13 protein-coding genes and 1 other RNA gene are annotated in these 13,687 nt (G+C 45.8%); 13 read left to right on the top strand and 1 reads right to left on the bottom strand.

Features of this window, described 5'->3' with window-relative positions; all coding sequences use genetic code 11:
- Positions 1–47 precede the first annotated feature (47 nt).
- The 10 genes from ICV39_RS03840 to rnpB all read left to right on the top strand — a co-directional run bounded on the left by ICV39_RS03840 (position 48) and on the right by rnpB (position 10,832).
- On the top strand, positions 48–938 hold the full coding sequence (locus ICV39_RS03840) for a Tim44 domain-containing protein (protein ID WP_215390557.1): 891 nt from the start codon (positions 48–50) through the stop codon (positions 936–938).
- Between the two features lie 53 nt (positions 939–991).
- A complete protein-coding gene (locus tag ICV39_RS03845; RefSeq protein ID WP_215390558.1) occupies positions 992–1,612 on the top strand; it encodes an SCP2 domain-containing protein in 621 nt (206 codons plus the stop codon).
- Positions 1,613–1,615: 3 nt separating this feature from the next.
- Positions 1,616–3,202 (top strand): ubiquinone biosynthesis regulatory protein kinase UbiB, encoded by a 1,587-nt coding sequence (gene ubiB, locus ICV39_RS03850; protein WP_251372729.1) that lies wholly within the window; start codon positions 1,616–1,618, stop codon positions 3,200–3,202.
- A 52-nt stretch (positions 3,203–3,254) separates the two neighbouring features.
- A complete protein-coding gene (locus tag ICV39_RS03855; protein ID WP_215390559.1) occupies positions 3,255–3,908 on the top strand; it encodes a DUF502 domain-containing protein in 654 nt (217 codons plus the stop codon).
- A gap of 16 nt (positions 3,909–3,924) precedes the next feature.
- Positions 3,925–5,724: an aspartate--tRNA ligase gene (gene aspS / locus ICV39_RS03860; protein ID WP_215390560.1), complete on the top strand. Its 1,800-nt coding sequence runs from the start codon at positions 3,925–3,927 to the stop codon at positions 5,722–5,724.
- A gap of 30 nt (positions 5,725–5,754) precedes the next feature.
- Entirely contained in the window at positions 5,755–6,198 is a 444-nt protein-coding gene (nudB, locus tag ICV39_RS03865; protein WP_215390561.1) for a dihydroneopterin triphosphate diphosphatase, read from the top strand.
- 24 nt (positions 6,199–6,222) lie between these two features.
- Complete coding sequence (locus ICV39_RS03870) at positions 6,223–8,046, top strand: ABC transporter ATP-binding protein/permease (RefSeq protein WP_215390562.1); 1,824 nt, start codon at positions 6,223–6,225, stop codon at positions 8,044–8,046.
- 9 nt (positions 8,047–8,055) lie between these two features.
- Positions 8,056–9,402, top strand: a complete 1,347-nt coding sequence (locus ICV39_RS03875) for a glycerate kinase (RefSeq protein ID WP_215390563.1) — start codon at positions 8,056–8,058, stop codon at positions 9,400–9,402.
- Positions 9,403–9,404: 2 nt separating this feature from the next.
- On the top strand, positions 9,405–10,469 hold the full coding sequence (gene pyrC, locus ICV39_RS03880; protein ID WP_215390564.1) for a dihydroorotase: 1,065 nt from the start codon (positions 9,405–9,407) through the stop codon (positions 10,467–10,469).
- Positions 10,470–10,525: 56 nt separating this feature from the next.
- Positions 10,526–10,832: RNase P RNA component class A (rnpB, locus tag ICV39_RS03885), an RNA gene on the top strand.
- On the opposite strand, the gene ICV39_RS03890 is transcribed toward rnpB, so the two are convergent.
- Entirely contained in the window at positions 10,833–11,255 is a 423-nt protein-coding gene (locus ICV39_RS03890; protein ID WP_215390565.1) for an OsmC family protein, read from the bottom strand.
- Positions 11,256–11,661: 406 nt separating this feature from the next.
- Between ICV39_RS03890 and rplM the strand changes: the two genes are divergently transcribed.
- The 3 genes from rplM (at position 11,662) to argC (ending at position 13,677) form a co-directional block, all read left to right on the top strand.
- On the top strand, positions 11,662–12,090 hold the full coding sequence (rplM, locus tag ICV39_RS03895; RefSeq protein ID WP_173956464.1) for a 50S ribosomal protein L13: 429 nt from the start codon (positions 11,662–11,664) through the stop codon (positions 12,088–12,090).
- A gap of 9 nt (positions 12,091–12,099) precedes the next feature.
- The gene (rpsI, locus tag ICV39_RS03900) at positions 12,100–12,501 is read left to right on the top strand and encodes a 30S ribosomal protein S9 (protein WP_173956463.1); all 402 of its coding nucleotides are present in this window, start codon (positions 12,100–12,102) and stop codon (positions 12,499–12,501) included.
- A gap of 117 nt (positions 12,502–12,618) precedes the next feature.
- Positions 12,619–13,677, top strand: a complete 1,059-nt coding sequence (argC, locus tag ICV39_RS03905; protein ID WP_215390566.1) for an N-acetyl-gamma-glutamyl-phosphate reductase — start codon at positions 12,619–12,621, stop codon at positions 13,675–13,677.
- The last annotated feature ends 10 nt before the right edge of the window (positions 13,678–13,687 follow it).

A 13,687-nucleotide genomic window follows, 5' to 3' on the forward strand; every position in this document is an offset into this window, starting at 1 on the left:
TTTTCAGTAAGAAAAATGCCAATGGATGATTAAGAGGGGTAGTCAAAATGAATCAACATTTTTTTAGAGCTACATTAGTGAGCATCGCTTTGATTGTCGCAAGCGTTGGACATGTCGAAGCAGCTCGACTGGGTGGAGGAAAAAGTTTTGGTCGCGCTCCTAGTGCACCGATTCAAAAACAAGCCACTCCCGCACAGAAGCCTTCTCAACAGGCTCAACCAACTACGCCAGCTCCAGCCGCTGTTCCACAAGCACCTGCACCAAGTCGTTTTGGCGGTATGGGTGGAATTTTGGGTGGCTTAGCCGCAGGTCTTGGGATTGGTTATTTGCTATCGCATTTTGGTTTGGGTGAGGCAGCATCTTCGTTGGTTACCGGTTTATTAATTGCGATGTTGGCTGGCTTTGTAATCATGTTCTTGATACGTAGATTGTTGCCAGTAATGTCGCCGTCAGGAGTGCAGCGCGCAAATCTTAGGCAGTCTCCAAGACAAGAGCCTGCATTTATTCCAGCAGCAAACGCATTTGCGGATGTTGGTGCCGATCCAGAGACATTCCAATCAACCTTGCCTCCCGGATTTGATGAGCGCACTTTCTTAGAAAACTCCAAACAATTTTTTGTGGCTTTGCAAAAAGCTTGGGATCAAGGGGATTTGCAATCTTTACAAGAGTTCACTACTCCAGACATGTTCGCGAGAATTTCGCAGGATCTTGCGGGACGTGTGGACTCTACAAATCAGACTGATGTCATTACGATTAATGCACGTTTGCTGGGGATTGAAACCAACGAAGCACATTATTTCTGTAGCGTTCAGTTTAGTGGGGTCATTAGCGAACAGCCAGGAGCTCCGGCTAATGACTTCTCGGAAATTTGGAACTTAAGTAAGCCATTAGAGGGTCCTGGTGGCTGGGTACTAGCGGGTATCTCTCAGTTGGTTTAAGCTTAAGGTTCTTTCCGACGGAAAACCCGCACTAGTGCGGGTTTTTTACACTAATGAATACGCCAACTTCTTCTACACATACGATTGCCGCTACAGCAGCTTGCCGTGGTATCAACCATGTTTTAGAAAGTGAACCCTGGGCTTGCGCAGAATTATCAAAGCATGCAGGGAAAACAATTTTGCTGCAATTGCCTTTTGGCCAACTTGGCTTTTGCATTGACAATGCTGGTCGTCTAGAGGCTTTGAAAGAAATTGAGAACCCAAGCTTAGCCTTGGAGGTAACTGCTAGCGCATTGAGTGATTTACTTTCTAGTGCTGGAAATTTAAAAGAACAGGCATTCAAAGCGGTAAAAATTACTGGCGATGCAGATTTGGCCCAGTTGATCGGTCGATTGGCTGGACAGCTGCGCTGGGAGTATGAAGAGGATTTGGCTCGCCTCCTTGGTGATGCTCCCGCTCATTTCGCGGTTCAAAAGGGAAAGAGGTTCATTTCAGCTACTAGGTCGGCGGCTAGCGATTTGCTGGACAATCTAGTGGAATATGTCAGTGAAGAGAGAAGAGTACTTTTGAATATGCGTGACTTTATGGCTCATAAATCCGAGTTAAGTGATATACGCGAATCCGTTGATCGTTTGGAAAAGCGTATTCAGCATCTAGGGCAAAAGGGTAAATAAATCGTGCGCCGAATTGCCCGTCTCTCATTCATTTTCTTTACTGCCTGGCGTTATGGTTTATTGCCATTACTACGCGATGTTTTAAAGCCAGGTCTTGGACGTGGCTGTTTGACTGTAGTTTGCTGGACCTCACCAGGAACTAGTCTGCCAAGGGGTGAGCGTATTCGCTTAACGCTTGAGGCGCTTGGTCCAATCTTTGTAAAGTTTGGACAAGTACTATCTACACGTCGAGATCTATTGCCAGAAGATATTGCTAATGAGTTGGCAAAACTGCAAGATCAAGTGCCCCCATTTTCAAATGCAGAATCTAGGCATTTAATAGAAGCAGCATTAGGGCAATCAATTGATGAAACATTTCTTAGTTTTGATGCCAGCCCAGTAGCTAGCGCCTCTGTTGCTCAAGTTTATCTGGGTGTTTTGCGAGGAACTGAAAAACATCCTGAGTGGCAGGGTCTACCTGTTGCTGTAAAAGTGTTGCGCCCTGGCATATTGCCAGTGATTGAAGGCGATCTTGCCTTGATGTACGACTTGGCAAAAATTATTGAAAAGAGCTCTGAGGATGGTCGTCGTTTAAAGCCTCGTGAGAATGTGGCTGAGTTCGATACGTATTTGCATGATGAGCTTGATCTCATGCGCGAGGCAGCCAATGCTAGCCAGCTACGCCGATATTTTGCTGATTCTACGAAGCTGATGATTCCAGAGATGTACTGGGATTTATGTCATACCAATGTCATCGTGATGGAAAAGATGGATGGCATTTCGATTGGGCGAACTGCTGAATTACGTGGGGCTGGTGTTGACTTCAAGAAATTGGCAGCAGATGGCGTAGAAATCTTTTTTACACAAGTATTTGAATATGGTTTTTTCCATGCAGATATGCATCCGGGAAATATCATGATCAGTCTAGAGCCAGAGACCTTTGGTCGATTTATCTCTTTGGATTTTGGAATAGTTGGTGCGCTTAGCGAGTCAGATAAGAATTATTTAGCGTTGAATTTCTTGGCATTCTTTAATCGCGATTACCGCAGAGTTGCTGAGTTGCATATTGAGTCAGGCTGGGTGCCTGCGAATACGCGCGTTGAAGAACTAGAGGGCGCAGTCCGCTCAGTATGTGAACCATACTTTGATAGACCTCTAAAAGAAATTTCTTTGGGTATTGTGTTGATGCGCTTGTTCCAGACATCACGTCGTTTTAAGGTGGAAATTCAGCCGCAATTAACTTTGCTACAGAAGACCTTGCTGAATGTCGAGGGCCTTGCCCGCCAATTGGATCCCGATCTGGATCTTTGGAAAACTGCCAAGCCTATCCTTGAAAAATGGGTCAGCAAGCAATTGGGTTGGCGTGGGTTAATTGATGGCTTAAAAGAAGAGGCGCCCACTTGGGCCAAAATTTTGCCAACTTTGCCCCGTTTAATTGCCGATAGCTTGGCTCAAAGCCGACGCCCTGTAAAAGACCAAAATGCTGAATTAGAGGTTTTAAAGGCGCTTTTGCTCCAAGAAAGGCGTACCCATCGCTTGCTAGCAGGGTTCTTACTCTTTGCCGGCGGGTTTTTGGCCGGAATATTGATCATTACCCTAGGCATTTACTAGCCTCTCGCTGATTGGTCTCTAACCCGCTAAAATAGCGGGTTAGGCAAACACCATGAAAAAATACTTTATCGCTGGCATTCTTGTATGGGCTCCCATGGCGGTCACCATTTGGGTGATTACTTGGGGCTTAGGTTTGCTTGATGGCGTTTTTGGCTCGGTAATGCAGGCCATTATTGCCATTTTCCCGCATCAGTTCGCTGCAGATCTACAGCATTTCAGAGAGTTACCTGGTGTCGGCATTTTGATTGTGGTTGCAGTGATTGTTTTGACTGGTGTACTCGCGATTAGTTTTGCGGGCCAGTGGTGGATTAAGGTTTGGGATAAGTTTGTTAATCGCATTCCGGTTGTGCGTTCAATTTATTCCAGCGTACAGCAGGTGTCTTCAACTTTATTTTCTGGTAGTGGCCAGGCTTTTAGTAAGGCTTTATTAATTCGCTACCCACATGCTGACTCTTGGGCGATTGCCTTTCAAACAGGAACTCCTGCTAAAGAAGTTGCTGGTAAATTGGGTGATGGATACGTCAATGTATTTTTACCAACCACGCCAAACCCGACTTCTGGTTTTTTCATGATCGTGCCACGTGCGCAAACGATCGAACTAGAGATGAGTGTAGAGGAAGCATTGAAGCATATTGTTTCAATGGGTTCCGTTCCCCCAAATAATTCCAGTGGATTAACTTCTCAAGAGTTGCCACACCATTTTTGATTTATAGGAAATTGTTATGTCAATGCGTAGCCATAATTGCGGCCAGGTAACAGATGCGCTGATTGGTCAAGAGGTCACACTCTCAGGCTGGGTCAATCGCCGTCGTGATCATGGAGGCGTAATCTTTATTGACTTGCGTGACCGTGAAGGATTTGTGCAAGTAGTTTGCGATCCTGATCGTCCAGAAATGTTTGCGCTTGCAGAGCAGGTGCGTAACGAGTACTGCATTCAAATCAAAGGTCTTGTGCGCGCACGCCCTGCTGGTACAGAAAATAATGACCTAGCAACAGGTAAGGTTGAAGTGCTCTGCCATAGCTTAGTGATTTTGAACGCTTCAGTAACACCACCATTTCAGATTGATGATGAGAACTTATCTGAGACCACACGTTTGACACATCGCGTGTTGGACTTGCGTCGTCCACAAATGCAGAAGAATTTGCGTTTACGTTACAACGTTGCAATGGAGTGCCGTCGTTATTTAGATGACGCGGGCTTTATCGATATTGAAACTCCGATGTTGACTAAAAGTACGCCAGAAGGTGCGCGTGACTATTTAGTACCATCACGTGTACATGATGGTCAGTTCTTTGCGCTGCCACAATCACCTCAATTGTTTAAGCAATTATTGATGGTGGCCGGTTTTGATCGCTACTACCAAATCACCAAGTGTTTCCGCGATGAAGATTTGCGCGCAGATCGTCAGCCTGAATTTACTCAGATTGACTGTGAAACCGCTTTCTTAAGCGAATTAGAAATTCGGGATTTATTTGAAAACATGATTCGTCATATTTTCAAGAAGACCTTGAATGTAGAGTTACCAAACCCATTTCCAACAATGCCGTATTCAGAGGGCATGGCGCGTTTTGGTTCCGATAAGCCTGATCTTCGTGTGAACTTTGAGTTCACCGAGTTAACGGATTTGATGAAAGATGTTGATTTCAAGGTGTTCTCAGGCGCTGCAAATCAGGTTGGTGGGCGCGTAGTAGGTTTATGCGTACCCGGCGGCGCTGAAATTAGCCGTAGTGAAATTGATGACTACACACAGTTTGTAAGCATCTATGGCGCCAAAGGTTTGGCGTGGATTAAGGTGAATTCAGTTGCGGAAGGTCGTAATGGTTTGCAATCACCAATCGTCAAGAATTTGCATGACGCAGCAATTGAAGGCATTTTGAAGCGTACTGGCGCAAAAGATGGCGACATTATTTTCTTTGGTGCCGATAAAGAAAAAATCGTAAATGATGCCATCGGTAATTTACGTCTACGTATTGGTCATTCTGCTTGGGGTAAAGAGCATGGCCTCTTTACAGAGGGTTGGAAGCCACTATGGGTTGTTGACTTCCCTATGTTCGACTATGACGAAGGCGAAGCGCGCTGGGTTGCTTGTCACCATCCATTCACTAGCCCTAAAGACGAACATATGCAGTATCTAGAGACGGATCCTGGTAAGTGCTTAGCTAAAGCGTATGACATGGTTTTAAATGGTAGCGAAATTGGTGGCGGCTCTGTGCGTATTCACCAAGAAGCAGTTCAAAGCCAAGTATTCCGAGCACTGAAGATTGGTGCTGAAGAAGCGCAAGCGAAGTTTGGTTTCTTATTGGATGCTTTGCAGTATGGTGCTCCTCCGCACGGTGGTATTGCATTTGGTTTGGACCGTATTGTTACGATGATGACTGGTGCTGAATCAATTCGCGATGTGATCGCTTTCCCTAAAACACAACGCGCACAATGCTTATTAACTCAGGCGCCAAGTCCTGTAGATGAGCGTCAGTTACGTGAGTTGCACATTCGTTTGCGTCAGGCAGCACCAGCCGCATAAAACTGCTTAGATTAATCAGCAGCATCTATCTTGAAAATCCCTATTTCGGTTTTAGTTGTTATCTATAAATCGAATAGGGATGTTTTATTGATAGAGCGTGCTGATCGCCACGGTTTCTGGCAGTCTGTCACTGGTAGCATAGATGCGCCAAACGAAGATTTAGCCTTGGCGGCAAGCCGAGAGGTATTTGAAGAGACGGGTATCGCTGTTGACCAATTACCGGCTGGATCTCTGCGTGATATGCATCACCATATTGAGTATGAGATCTATCCCGAGTGGCGCTTTCGCTATGCCCCTGGCGTTACCCGCAATATCGAACATTGGTTTTCACTTAAAGTGCCTGATGGAATTCAAATTCAGTTGGCGCCACGAGAGCATGTTGCCTACGAATGGTTGCCGTTTGAAGAGGCAGCTAAGAAGTGTTTTTCTCGCAGTAATGGCGAAGCCATCATGAGACTGTTCTCGGCAAACTAAAGCAGAAGCGAATAAGATACAACGATGAGACATTCATCGGGTCACCATCGGTCTAGCGGCGAGTCAAATACGCCTCAACGTGGTGATTGGCGCGTTATTCGCGACCTCCTTCCTTATTTACTGGAGTATCGCTTTAGGGTAATTCTGGCGCTGACTTGTTTGGTTGCTGCGAAGTTCGCCAATTTAGGCATTCCTATTTTGATGAAAGAGTTAATCGACTCTTTGGATATCAAGGCAAACTCACCTCAAGCAATCTTAGTAGTGCCAGTTGGCATCATTGTTGCCTATGGTTTATTGAGAATCTCAGCTTCATTATTTGCAGAGTTGCGTGAAGCCTTATTTGCTCGAGTTACTCAAAATGCAGTCCGTAAGGTAGCGCTTCAAGTTTTTGAGCATTTACATTCACTTGCCCTTAGCTTTCATTTAGCTCGTCAAACGGGTGGCGTGAGTCGCGATATTGAGCGCGGTACCCGCGGAATCCAGTCACTCATTTCATATTCGCTCTACAGCATTTTGCCGACCTTAATTGAGTTCTGCTTGGTGCTTGGCTACTTCGCATACTCATATGACATCTGGTTTGCAGCAATTACTCTCGTGGCGCTAGTTTTGTACATAGCATTTACGATTGTGGTGACTGAGTGGCGAACGCACTACCGTCGCGCTATGAATGAGATGGATTCGAAAGCCAATCAAAAAGCAATTGACTCCTTATTGAACTTCGAGACCGTTAAATATTTTGGTAACGAAGCTTTTGAGACTGCCAGATACGATGACAATCTTTTACGCTATCAATCGGCAGCCATCAAATCCCAGAAAACCTTAGCTTTCCTCAATTTAGGTCAACAGATCATTATTGCGATTGGTTTGATGTTGATTTTGTGGCGCGCTACGCTTGGGGTAGTTAATGACACGATGACACTGGGTGATCTAGTGCTAGTGAATACCTTGATGATTCAGTTATATATCCCTTTAAATTTTCTGGGAGTTATTTATCGCGAGATCAAGCAATCATTAACTGATATGGATCGCATGTTTTCTTTACTCAATACAGAAAAAGAAATTGCAGATTCTCCAAATGCGCATCCTTTACACATTGATAACCCTAATCAGGGTCCTGATGTGCGTTTTGAAAATGTGTCGTTTCATTATGAGAGTAAGAGAGAAATTCTCCGCGATGTCAGTTTTAATATTCCAGCGGGTACGACAACCGCAGTTGTAGGTCAGAGTGGCGCTGGCAAGAGTACTTTGGCGAGATTGCTATTCCGCTTCTATGATGCCCAGTCAGGAAAGATCATCATTGATGGTCAAAACATTCAAGATGTGACGCAATTGAGTTTGCGCAAAGCCATCGGCATCGTTCCACAAGACACTGTCTTATTTAATGACACGATTGGTTACAACATTGCTTATGGAGATCCCTCTGCGAGTTTTGAAGAGGTCCAAGAGGCTGCTAGAGCAGCTCAAATTGATGGCTTTATTAAGCACTTGCCAGATGCTTATCAAACTCAGGTGGGTGAACGAGGCTTAAAGTTATCGGGCGGAGAGAAGCAACGCGTTGCTATTGCGAGAACGCTATTGAAAAAACCAGCAATGCTGATTTTTGATGAAGCTACATCAGCCTTGGACTCCAAAACAGAGCGTGCATTTCAGGAAGAGTTGTTCAATTTGGCAAAAAATCGAACAACACTCATCATCGCCCATCGTTTATCTACCATCATCCATGCTGATCAAATTTTAGTAATGGATCATGGGCAGGTCGTTGAGCGCGGCACACATCTTGAGCTACTAGCAGCCAAAGGAAAGTATGCGGAGATGTGGCAAATGCAAGAGCGTGCAGGGCTTGATTAGAATAGACCAATGACGCAGCAACATTCTCAGCCAATCAGTACCGAGATCATTCTCAAAAATGCCTTTGCAGCAGCAGTGGCAGTCGCAGATCCACAAGTCATTGTTCCCCAACATTTGGGAAGGATTTTTCCAGCGGGGCAAGAGCCCAAAGGTAAATGTCTAGTGGTGGGCGCTGGAAAAGCAAGCGCCTCAATGGCGAGTGCTTTAGAAACGTACGCTAAAGAACATTGGCCTCAAGTCAAGATTGAAGGTGTTGTATTAACTCGCTATGGTCATAGCTCACCCACTTCTGACATTCAAATCATCGAAGCAGGTCATCCAGTGCCAGACCAAGCGGGCATGGATGGCGCTAAAGCTATATTGGAATTAACTCAAACGCTTAAAGAAGGTGATGTATTAATTGCTTTGGTTTCCGGCGGTGGATCCAGTTTGTTAACTCTTCCAGTTGATGGCATCTCAATTGATGATATGCGCAAGACTACTGAAGCCTTACTTCTTAGTGGTGCTCCAATCGAAGAGATGAATGTCGTGCGCAAGCACTTATCGGCCATCTTAGGAGGCAACCTAGCGAGACGTGCGATTGCTCGTGGGGCGCGGGTAGAGGCATTACTAATTTCAGATGTCACTGGCGATTCGCCTGCCGATATTGCAAGCGGCCCTTGTGCGGCTGATTACTCAACTTACTTAGATGCGCTGAATATTATTGAGTCCTATCGCTTGCAAGAACTTATTCCAGAATCAGTCTTGAATCATCTAAAGCAAGGTGTGGCAGGACAGAAACCTGAAACTCTAAAAGATGCTGATTTGGTGAGCGCGAGAATATCTAATCATGTCATTGCAACCGCTTATAAGAGCCTAGAGGCCGCCGCAAATTTTGTCAGAGCGCATGGGTATGAGCCTATTGTGTTGGGCGATACGATCACGGGTGAAGCTCAGGAAGTTGGCATGATGCAGGCACAATTGGCACGCGAGTATTTTGTAAAGATGGGTAAAGCAGATAAACCTCTTGCGCTAATTTCTGGTGGCGAATGTACCGTGACGATCCCTGCGGGAACTAAGGGGCGAGGCGGCCGCTGTAGTGAATACCTGCTTTCACTCTATGCTAATAGCGCGGATTTTCCAAAGATGGCTGCATTAGCTGCAGATACAGATGGCATTGATGGTAGCGAAAGGAATGCGGGCGCCTGGTTTGATGGCGGTATTCGGGAATTAGCTAAGACTAAGGCAATAAAGCCAGCTGAGTACTTAGAAGCTCATGACTGTTATGGTTTTTTTGCGCAATTAGATGCTTTAGTGGAAACTGGCCCTACACTAACGAATGTCAATGATTTCCGCATTATTTTGCTTAATAAATAATTATGTCGAATTTAAATACGCCTTCACGAATTGAAATGATCCAGCCAGATGACTGGCATTTACATATTCGTGATGGTGATGTGATGAAGGATGTATTGGCTGACACGGCCCGTCAATTTGCGCGAGCAATCATCATGCCGAACTTAAAGCCACCAGTGACCACTGTGGATTTAGCGAAGGCGTATCAATCCCGTATCGATGCTAACTTAAAAACACTAGGCATCACTAGTTTCACGCCGCTCATGACTTTGTATCTCACCGATAACACCACTGCAGATGAGGTTCGCAAAGCAAAGGCCGAGGGTATTGTTGGTTTTAAGTTATATCCTGCTGGTGCTACAACCAATAGTGATGCTGGTGTTAGTGATATTAAGCGTTGTTATCAAGCGCTAGAGGCGATGCAAGCAGTTGGCATGCCTTTGTTAGTGCATGGTGAAGTGACCACTGCTGATATTGATATCTTTGATCGTGAAGCGGTATTTATTGACTCTGTGCTTGAGCCATTACGTAAAGATTTTCCAGAATTAAAGATTGTGTTTGAACACATCACTACTAAGCAAGCTGCTCACTATGTTCGTGATGCCGCAACTAATGGCAAAAATACTTTAGCTGCAACTATTACGCCACAGCATTTACTGATGAATCGCAATGCTATTTTTGCTGGAGGTATTCGTCCTCACAACTACTGCTTGCCAGTATTAAAACGCGAAGAGCATCGAGTTGCATTAGTTGAGGCTGCTACTAGTGGAAATTCACGTTTCTTCTTGGGCACGGATAGTGCTCCACATGCCAAGGGTGCGAAAGAAGCTGCTTGTGGTTGCGCAGGTTGCTATAGCGCTTTTAATGCATTGGGTTTGTATGCCGAAGCGTTTGAGAGCGTAGGCAAGTTAGATAAATTAGAGGGATTCGCCAGTTTCTTTGGTCCCGACTTTTATGCTTTGCCGCGCAATACTAAAAAAATTACTTTATCCAAGCAGGCCCAAGCCATTCCTGTGGAATTGCCACTCGGTGATGCGACGATTGTTCCACTGCGCGCAGGCGAAACAATTGCTTGGTCATTGGTTTAATCAATACTTTTATTTTTATCAGCTAATTTGCTCTGACTGCGTTAGACTGCAGGCGCAGAGTCAATTAGGCAATCGCCGCCTCTTAATTGAGGGGGAGGAAAGTCCGGACTCCATAGGGTAGGGTGATGGCTAACGGCCATCCACGGTGACGTGAGGAATAGGGCCACAGAGACGAGCGTATTTAGTTACGGTGAAACGCGGTAACCTCCACCTGGAGCAATCCCAAGTATGCAGACGATGAGGCGTCCCGCTGAGTCTGCGGGTAGGGAGCTTGAGCCGTCAGGTAACTAACGGCCTAGAGGAATGATTGCCCCTAAATGAAAATTTAGGCGACAGAATCCGGCTTATCGATTGACTCTGCACTTATTCCGCAATGACTTCAACGCTGTATGTCAGCTCAGCAGTTTTTGCCAGCATTGTTGTGGCAGAGCAGTACTTTTCATGGGATAGCTTGACGGCGCGGTCTACTTTTGCAGGATCCAAATCTTTGCCTTTGACCTTGAAGTGCAAATTGATCTTGGTGAAGACTTTTGGGTCTTCTGTAGCCCTTTCGGCTTGCAGAGCCACTTCGCAGCCACTGACAGCCTGGCGGGACCTTTGCAGGATCAGTACAACGTCAAAAGCCGAACAACCGCCAGCCCCAGCTAAAAGGAGCTCCATTGGCCTTGGGGCTAGGTTTCTACCTCCCGCTTCGGGGGCGCCGTCCATATTGACAAGGTGTCCACTGCCAGTTTCTGCAGAAAAGGCCATGCCGCCATTACCCAACCAAGATACTCGACATTCCATATTAGTGACCCCTAACTTACTAAATTAATCAATATTTTCAAGAGTTTATCAATTTTTAAAGGATTCAGAGTTGTTGCATAGCAACATAAAATTATTGATTTTGGTCAATTTTCTTGCATTGCGGTAAGTTCTTTGTGTAGAATGACCATATTGGTAGTCAGTCTTATACAAGACTGCGACTTACCTCCCAGTGTCTCCTCCACCCAAACATAGGTGGATTCCAACCCAGGACTAGCTCCTGGGTTTTTTTTGGGTTACAATTCAAGGCTTTACTGGATTGTCGAATAGTCAGCGGCAATCGTTGTACCAGTTAAATTACTGAATCTGCGAGCTTGCAAATATAAGCAGGGCCAAAGTGGACGTTGTTTGATTGGAGTATTTTTTGACTATAACAATTTGAGAAATCATGAAAACTTTTTCCGCAAAATCCCATGAGGTAAAGCGTGAATGGTTCGTGATTGACGCAACGGACAAAGTCCTCGGTCGTGTCGCCAGTGAAGTGGCACACCGTCTACGCGGCAAGCACAAGCCTGAATTCACTCCACACGTTGACACTGGCGACTTTATCGTCGTGATCAATTCATCCAAGTTACGTGTTACAGGCACAAAAGGCTTGAACAAAATGTATTACCGTCACAGCGGATACCCAGGTGGTATTTCCGAGACCAACTTTGACAAGATGCAAGACCGTTTCCCAGGTCGCGCCTTGGAGAAGGCTGTGAAAGGTATGTTGCCAAAAGGCCCACTCGGCTACGCCATGATCAAGAAATTAAAAGTCTATGGCGATGCTAATCATCCGCACGCGGCTCAACAGCCAAAAGCGTTAGAGATTTAAGGAAACCAAATGGCTATTAATTACGGAAGTTGGAATTACGGTACAGGTCGCCGCAAGAGTTCTGTTGCGCGCGTTTTCATCAAGTCTGGCAAAGGCGAAATTACTGTTAACGGTAAGCCTATCGATGCTTATTTTGCTCGTGAAACATCACGCATGATTGCTCGTCAGCCTTTGGCTCTCACATCTCACCTCACTACCTTTGATATCAAAGTAAACGTATCTGGTGGTGGCGAGACTGGTCAAGCTGGTGCGGTACGTCACGGCGTAACACGTGCTTTGATCGATTACGACAATGCGTTGAAGCCTACCCTGTCTAAAGCAGGTTTGGTTACTCGCGATGCTCGTGAAGTTGAGCGTAAAAAAGTTGGTCTGCATGGCGCGCGTCGTCGTAAGCAGTTCAGCAAGCGCTAATTTCTTTCGGTCGCTGTTGTTTTATCGAAAGGGTCGCGCAAGCGGCCCTTTTTGTTTCTACAATGTGGTTATCAAGTTTGAATAAAACTTCTCGCTGTGAGCATCTTGGGGAAAGACATGATTAAAGTTGGAATCGTTGGCGGCACTGGATACACCGGAGTGGAATTGTTGCGTTTATTGGCGCAACATCCTGAGGTCAAGATCGTTGCTATCACTTCTCGCACAGAAGCTGGCATGCCAGTAGCTGAGATGTTTCCATCATTACGTGGTCGCGTTGATCTGAAATTTACTACTCCAGATGAAGCTAGGCTAAATGAATGCGATGTGGTTTTCTTCGCCACACCTCATGGCGTGGCTATGGCTCAAGCAAAAGAGTTGTTAGCAAATAATGTCAAGATTTTGGACTTGGCTGCCGATTTTCGTTTGAAGGATGAGAAAGAGTTTGCCAAGTGGTACGGCATGGAGCATAGCTGCCCAGATATTTTGGCTGAAGCGGTATATGGTTTGGCAGAAATTAATCGCGAACAAATTAAGAAAGCGCGTGTCGTTGGTCTGGCTGGGTGCTATCCAACTTCAGTGCAGCTTGGGCTTGCGCCTTTGCTCTCTCCAAAGTCGACTGGTGGAAAACAGTTGATTGATGGCGAGCATATTATTTCCGATTCGAAATCGGGTACTTCTGGCGCTGGGCGGAAAGCCGAGATTGGTACTTTGTTGTCCGAAGCAAGCGATAACTTTAAGGCTTATGGAGTAAAAGGTCACCGCCATCTTCCTGAAATCGTGCAGGGTTTAAAAGCCATCGCTGGGCATGATCAAATTGGTTTGACTTTTGTGCCACACCTCACGCCGATGGTGCGGGGAATTCATTCGACCCTATATGTGCGCTTGACTGAGGCGGGTAAAGATGTGGATTATCAGAAGCTTTACGAGAACTTTTATAGGGGTGAGCCCTTTGTAGATGTAATGCCTGCTGGCAGCCATCCTGAAACGCGTTCAGTGCGGGGCAGCAACGGAATCCGAATTGCAATTCATCGGCCTGGCGGTGGCGATACATTAGTTATTTTGGTTGTAGAGGATAACTTGGTGAAAGGCGCTTCTGGACAGGGTGTGCAGTGTATGAACCTCATGTTTGGCTTGCCAGAAACTACGGGCCTTACCCAGATTGCTGTATCGCCTTAATGCTCGTGGG

Origin of the sequence: Polynucleobacter sp. MWH-UH25E (genome assembly GCF_018687095.1) — a bacterium.
In the GTDB taxonomy this organism is placed as follows: Bacteria; Pseudomonadota; Gammaproteobacteria; order Burkholderiales; family Burkholderiaceae; genus Polynucleobacter.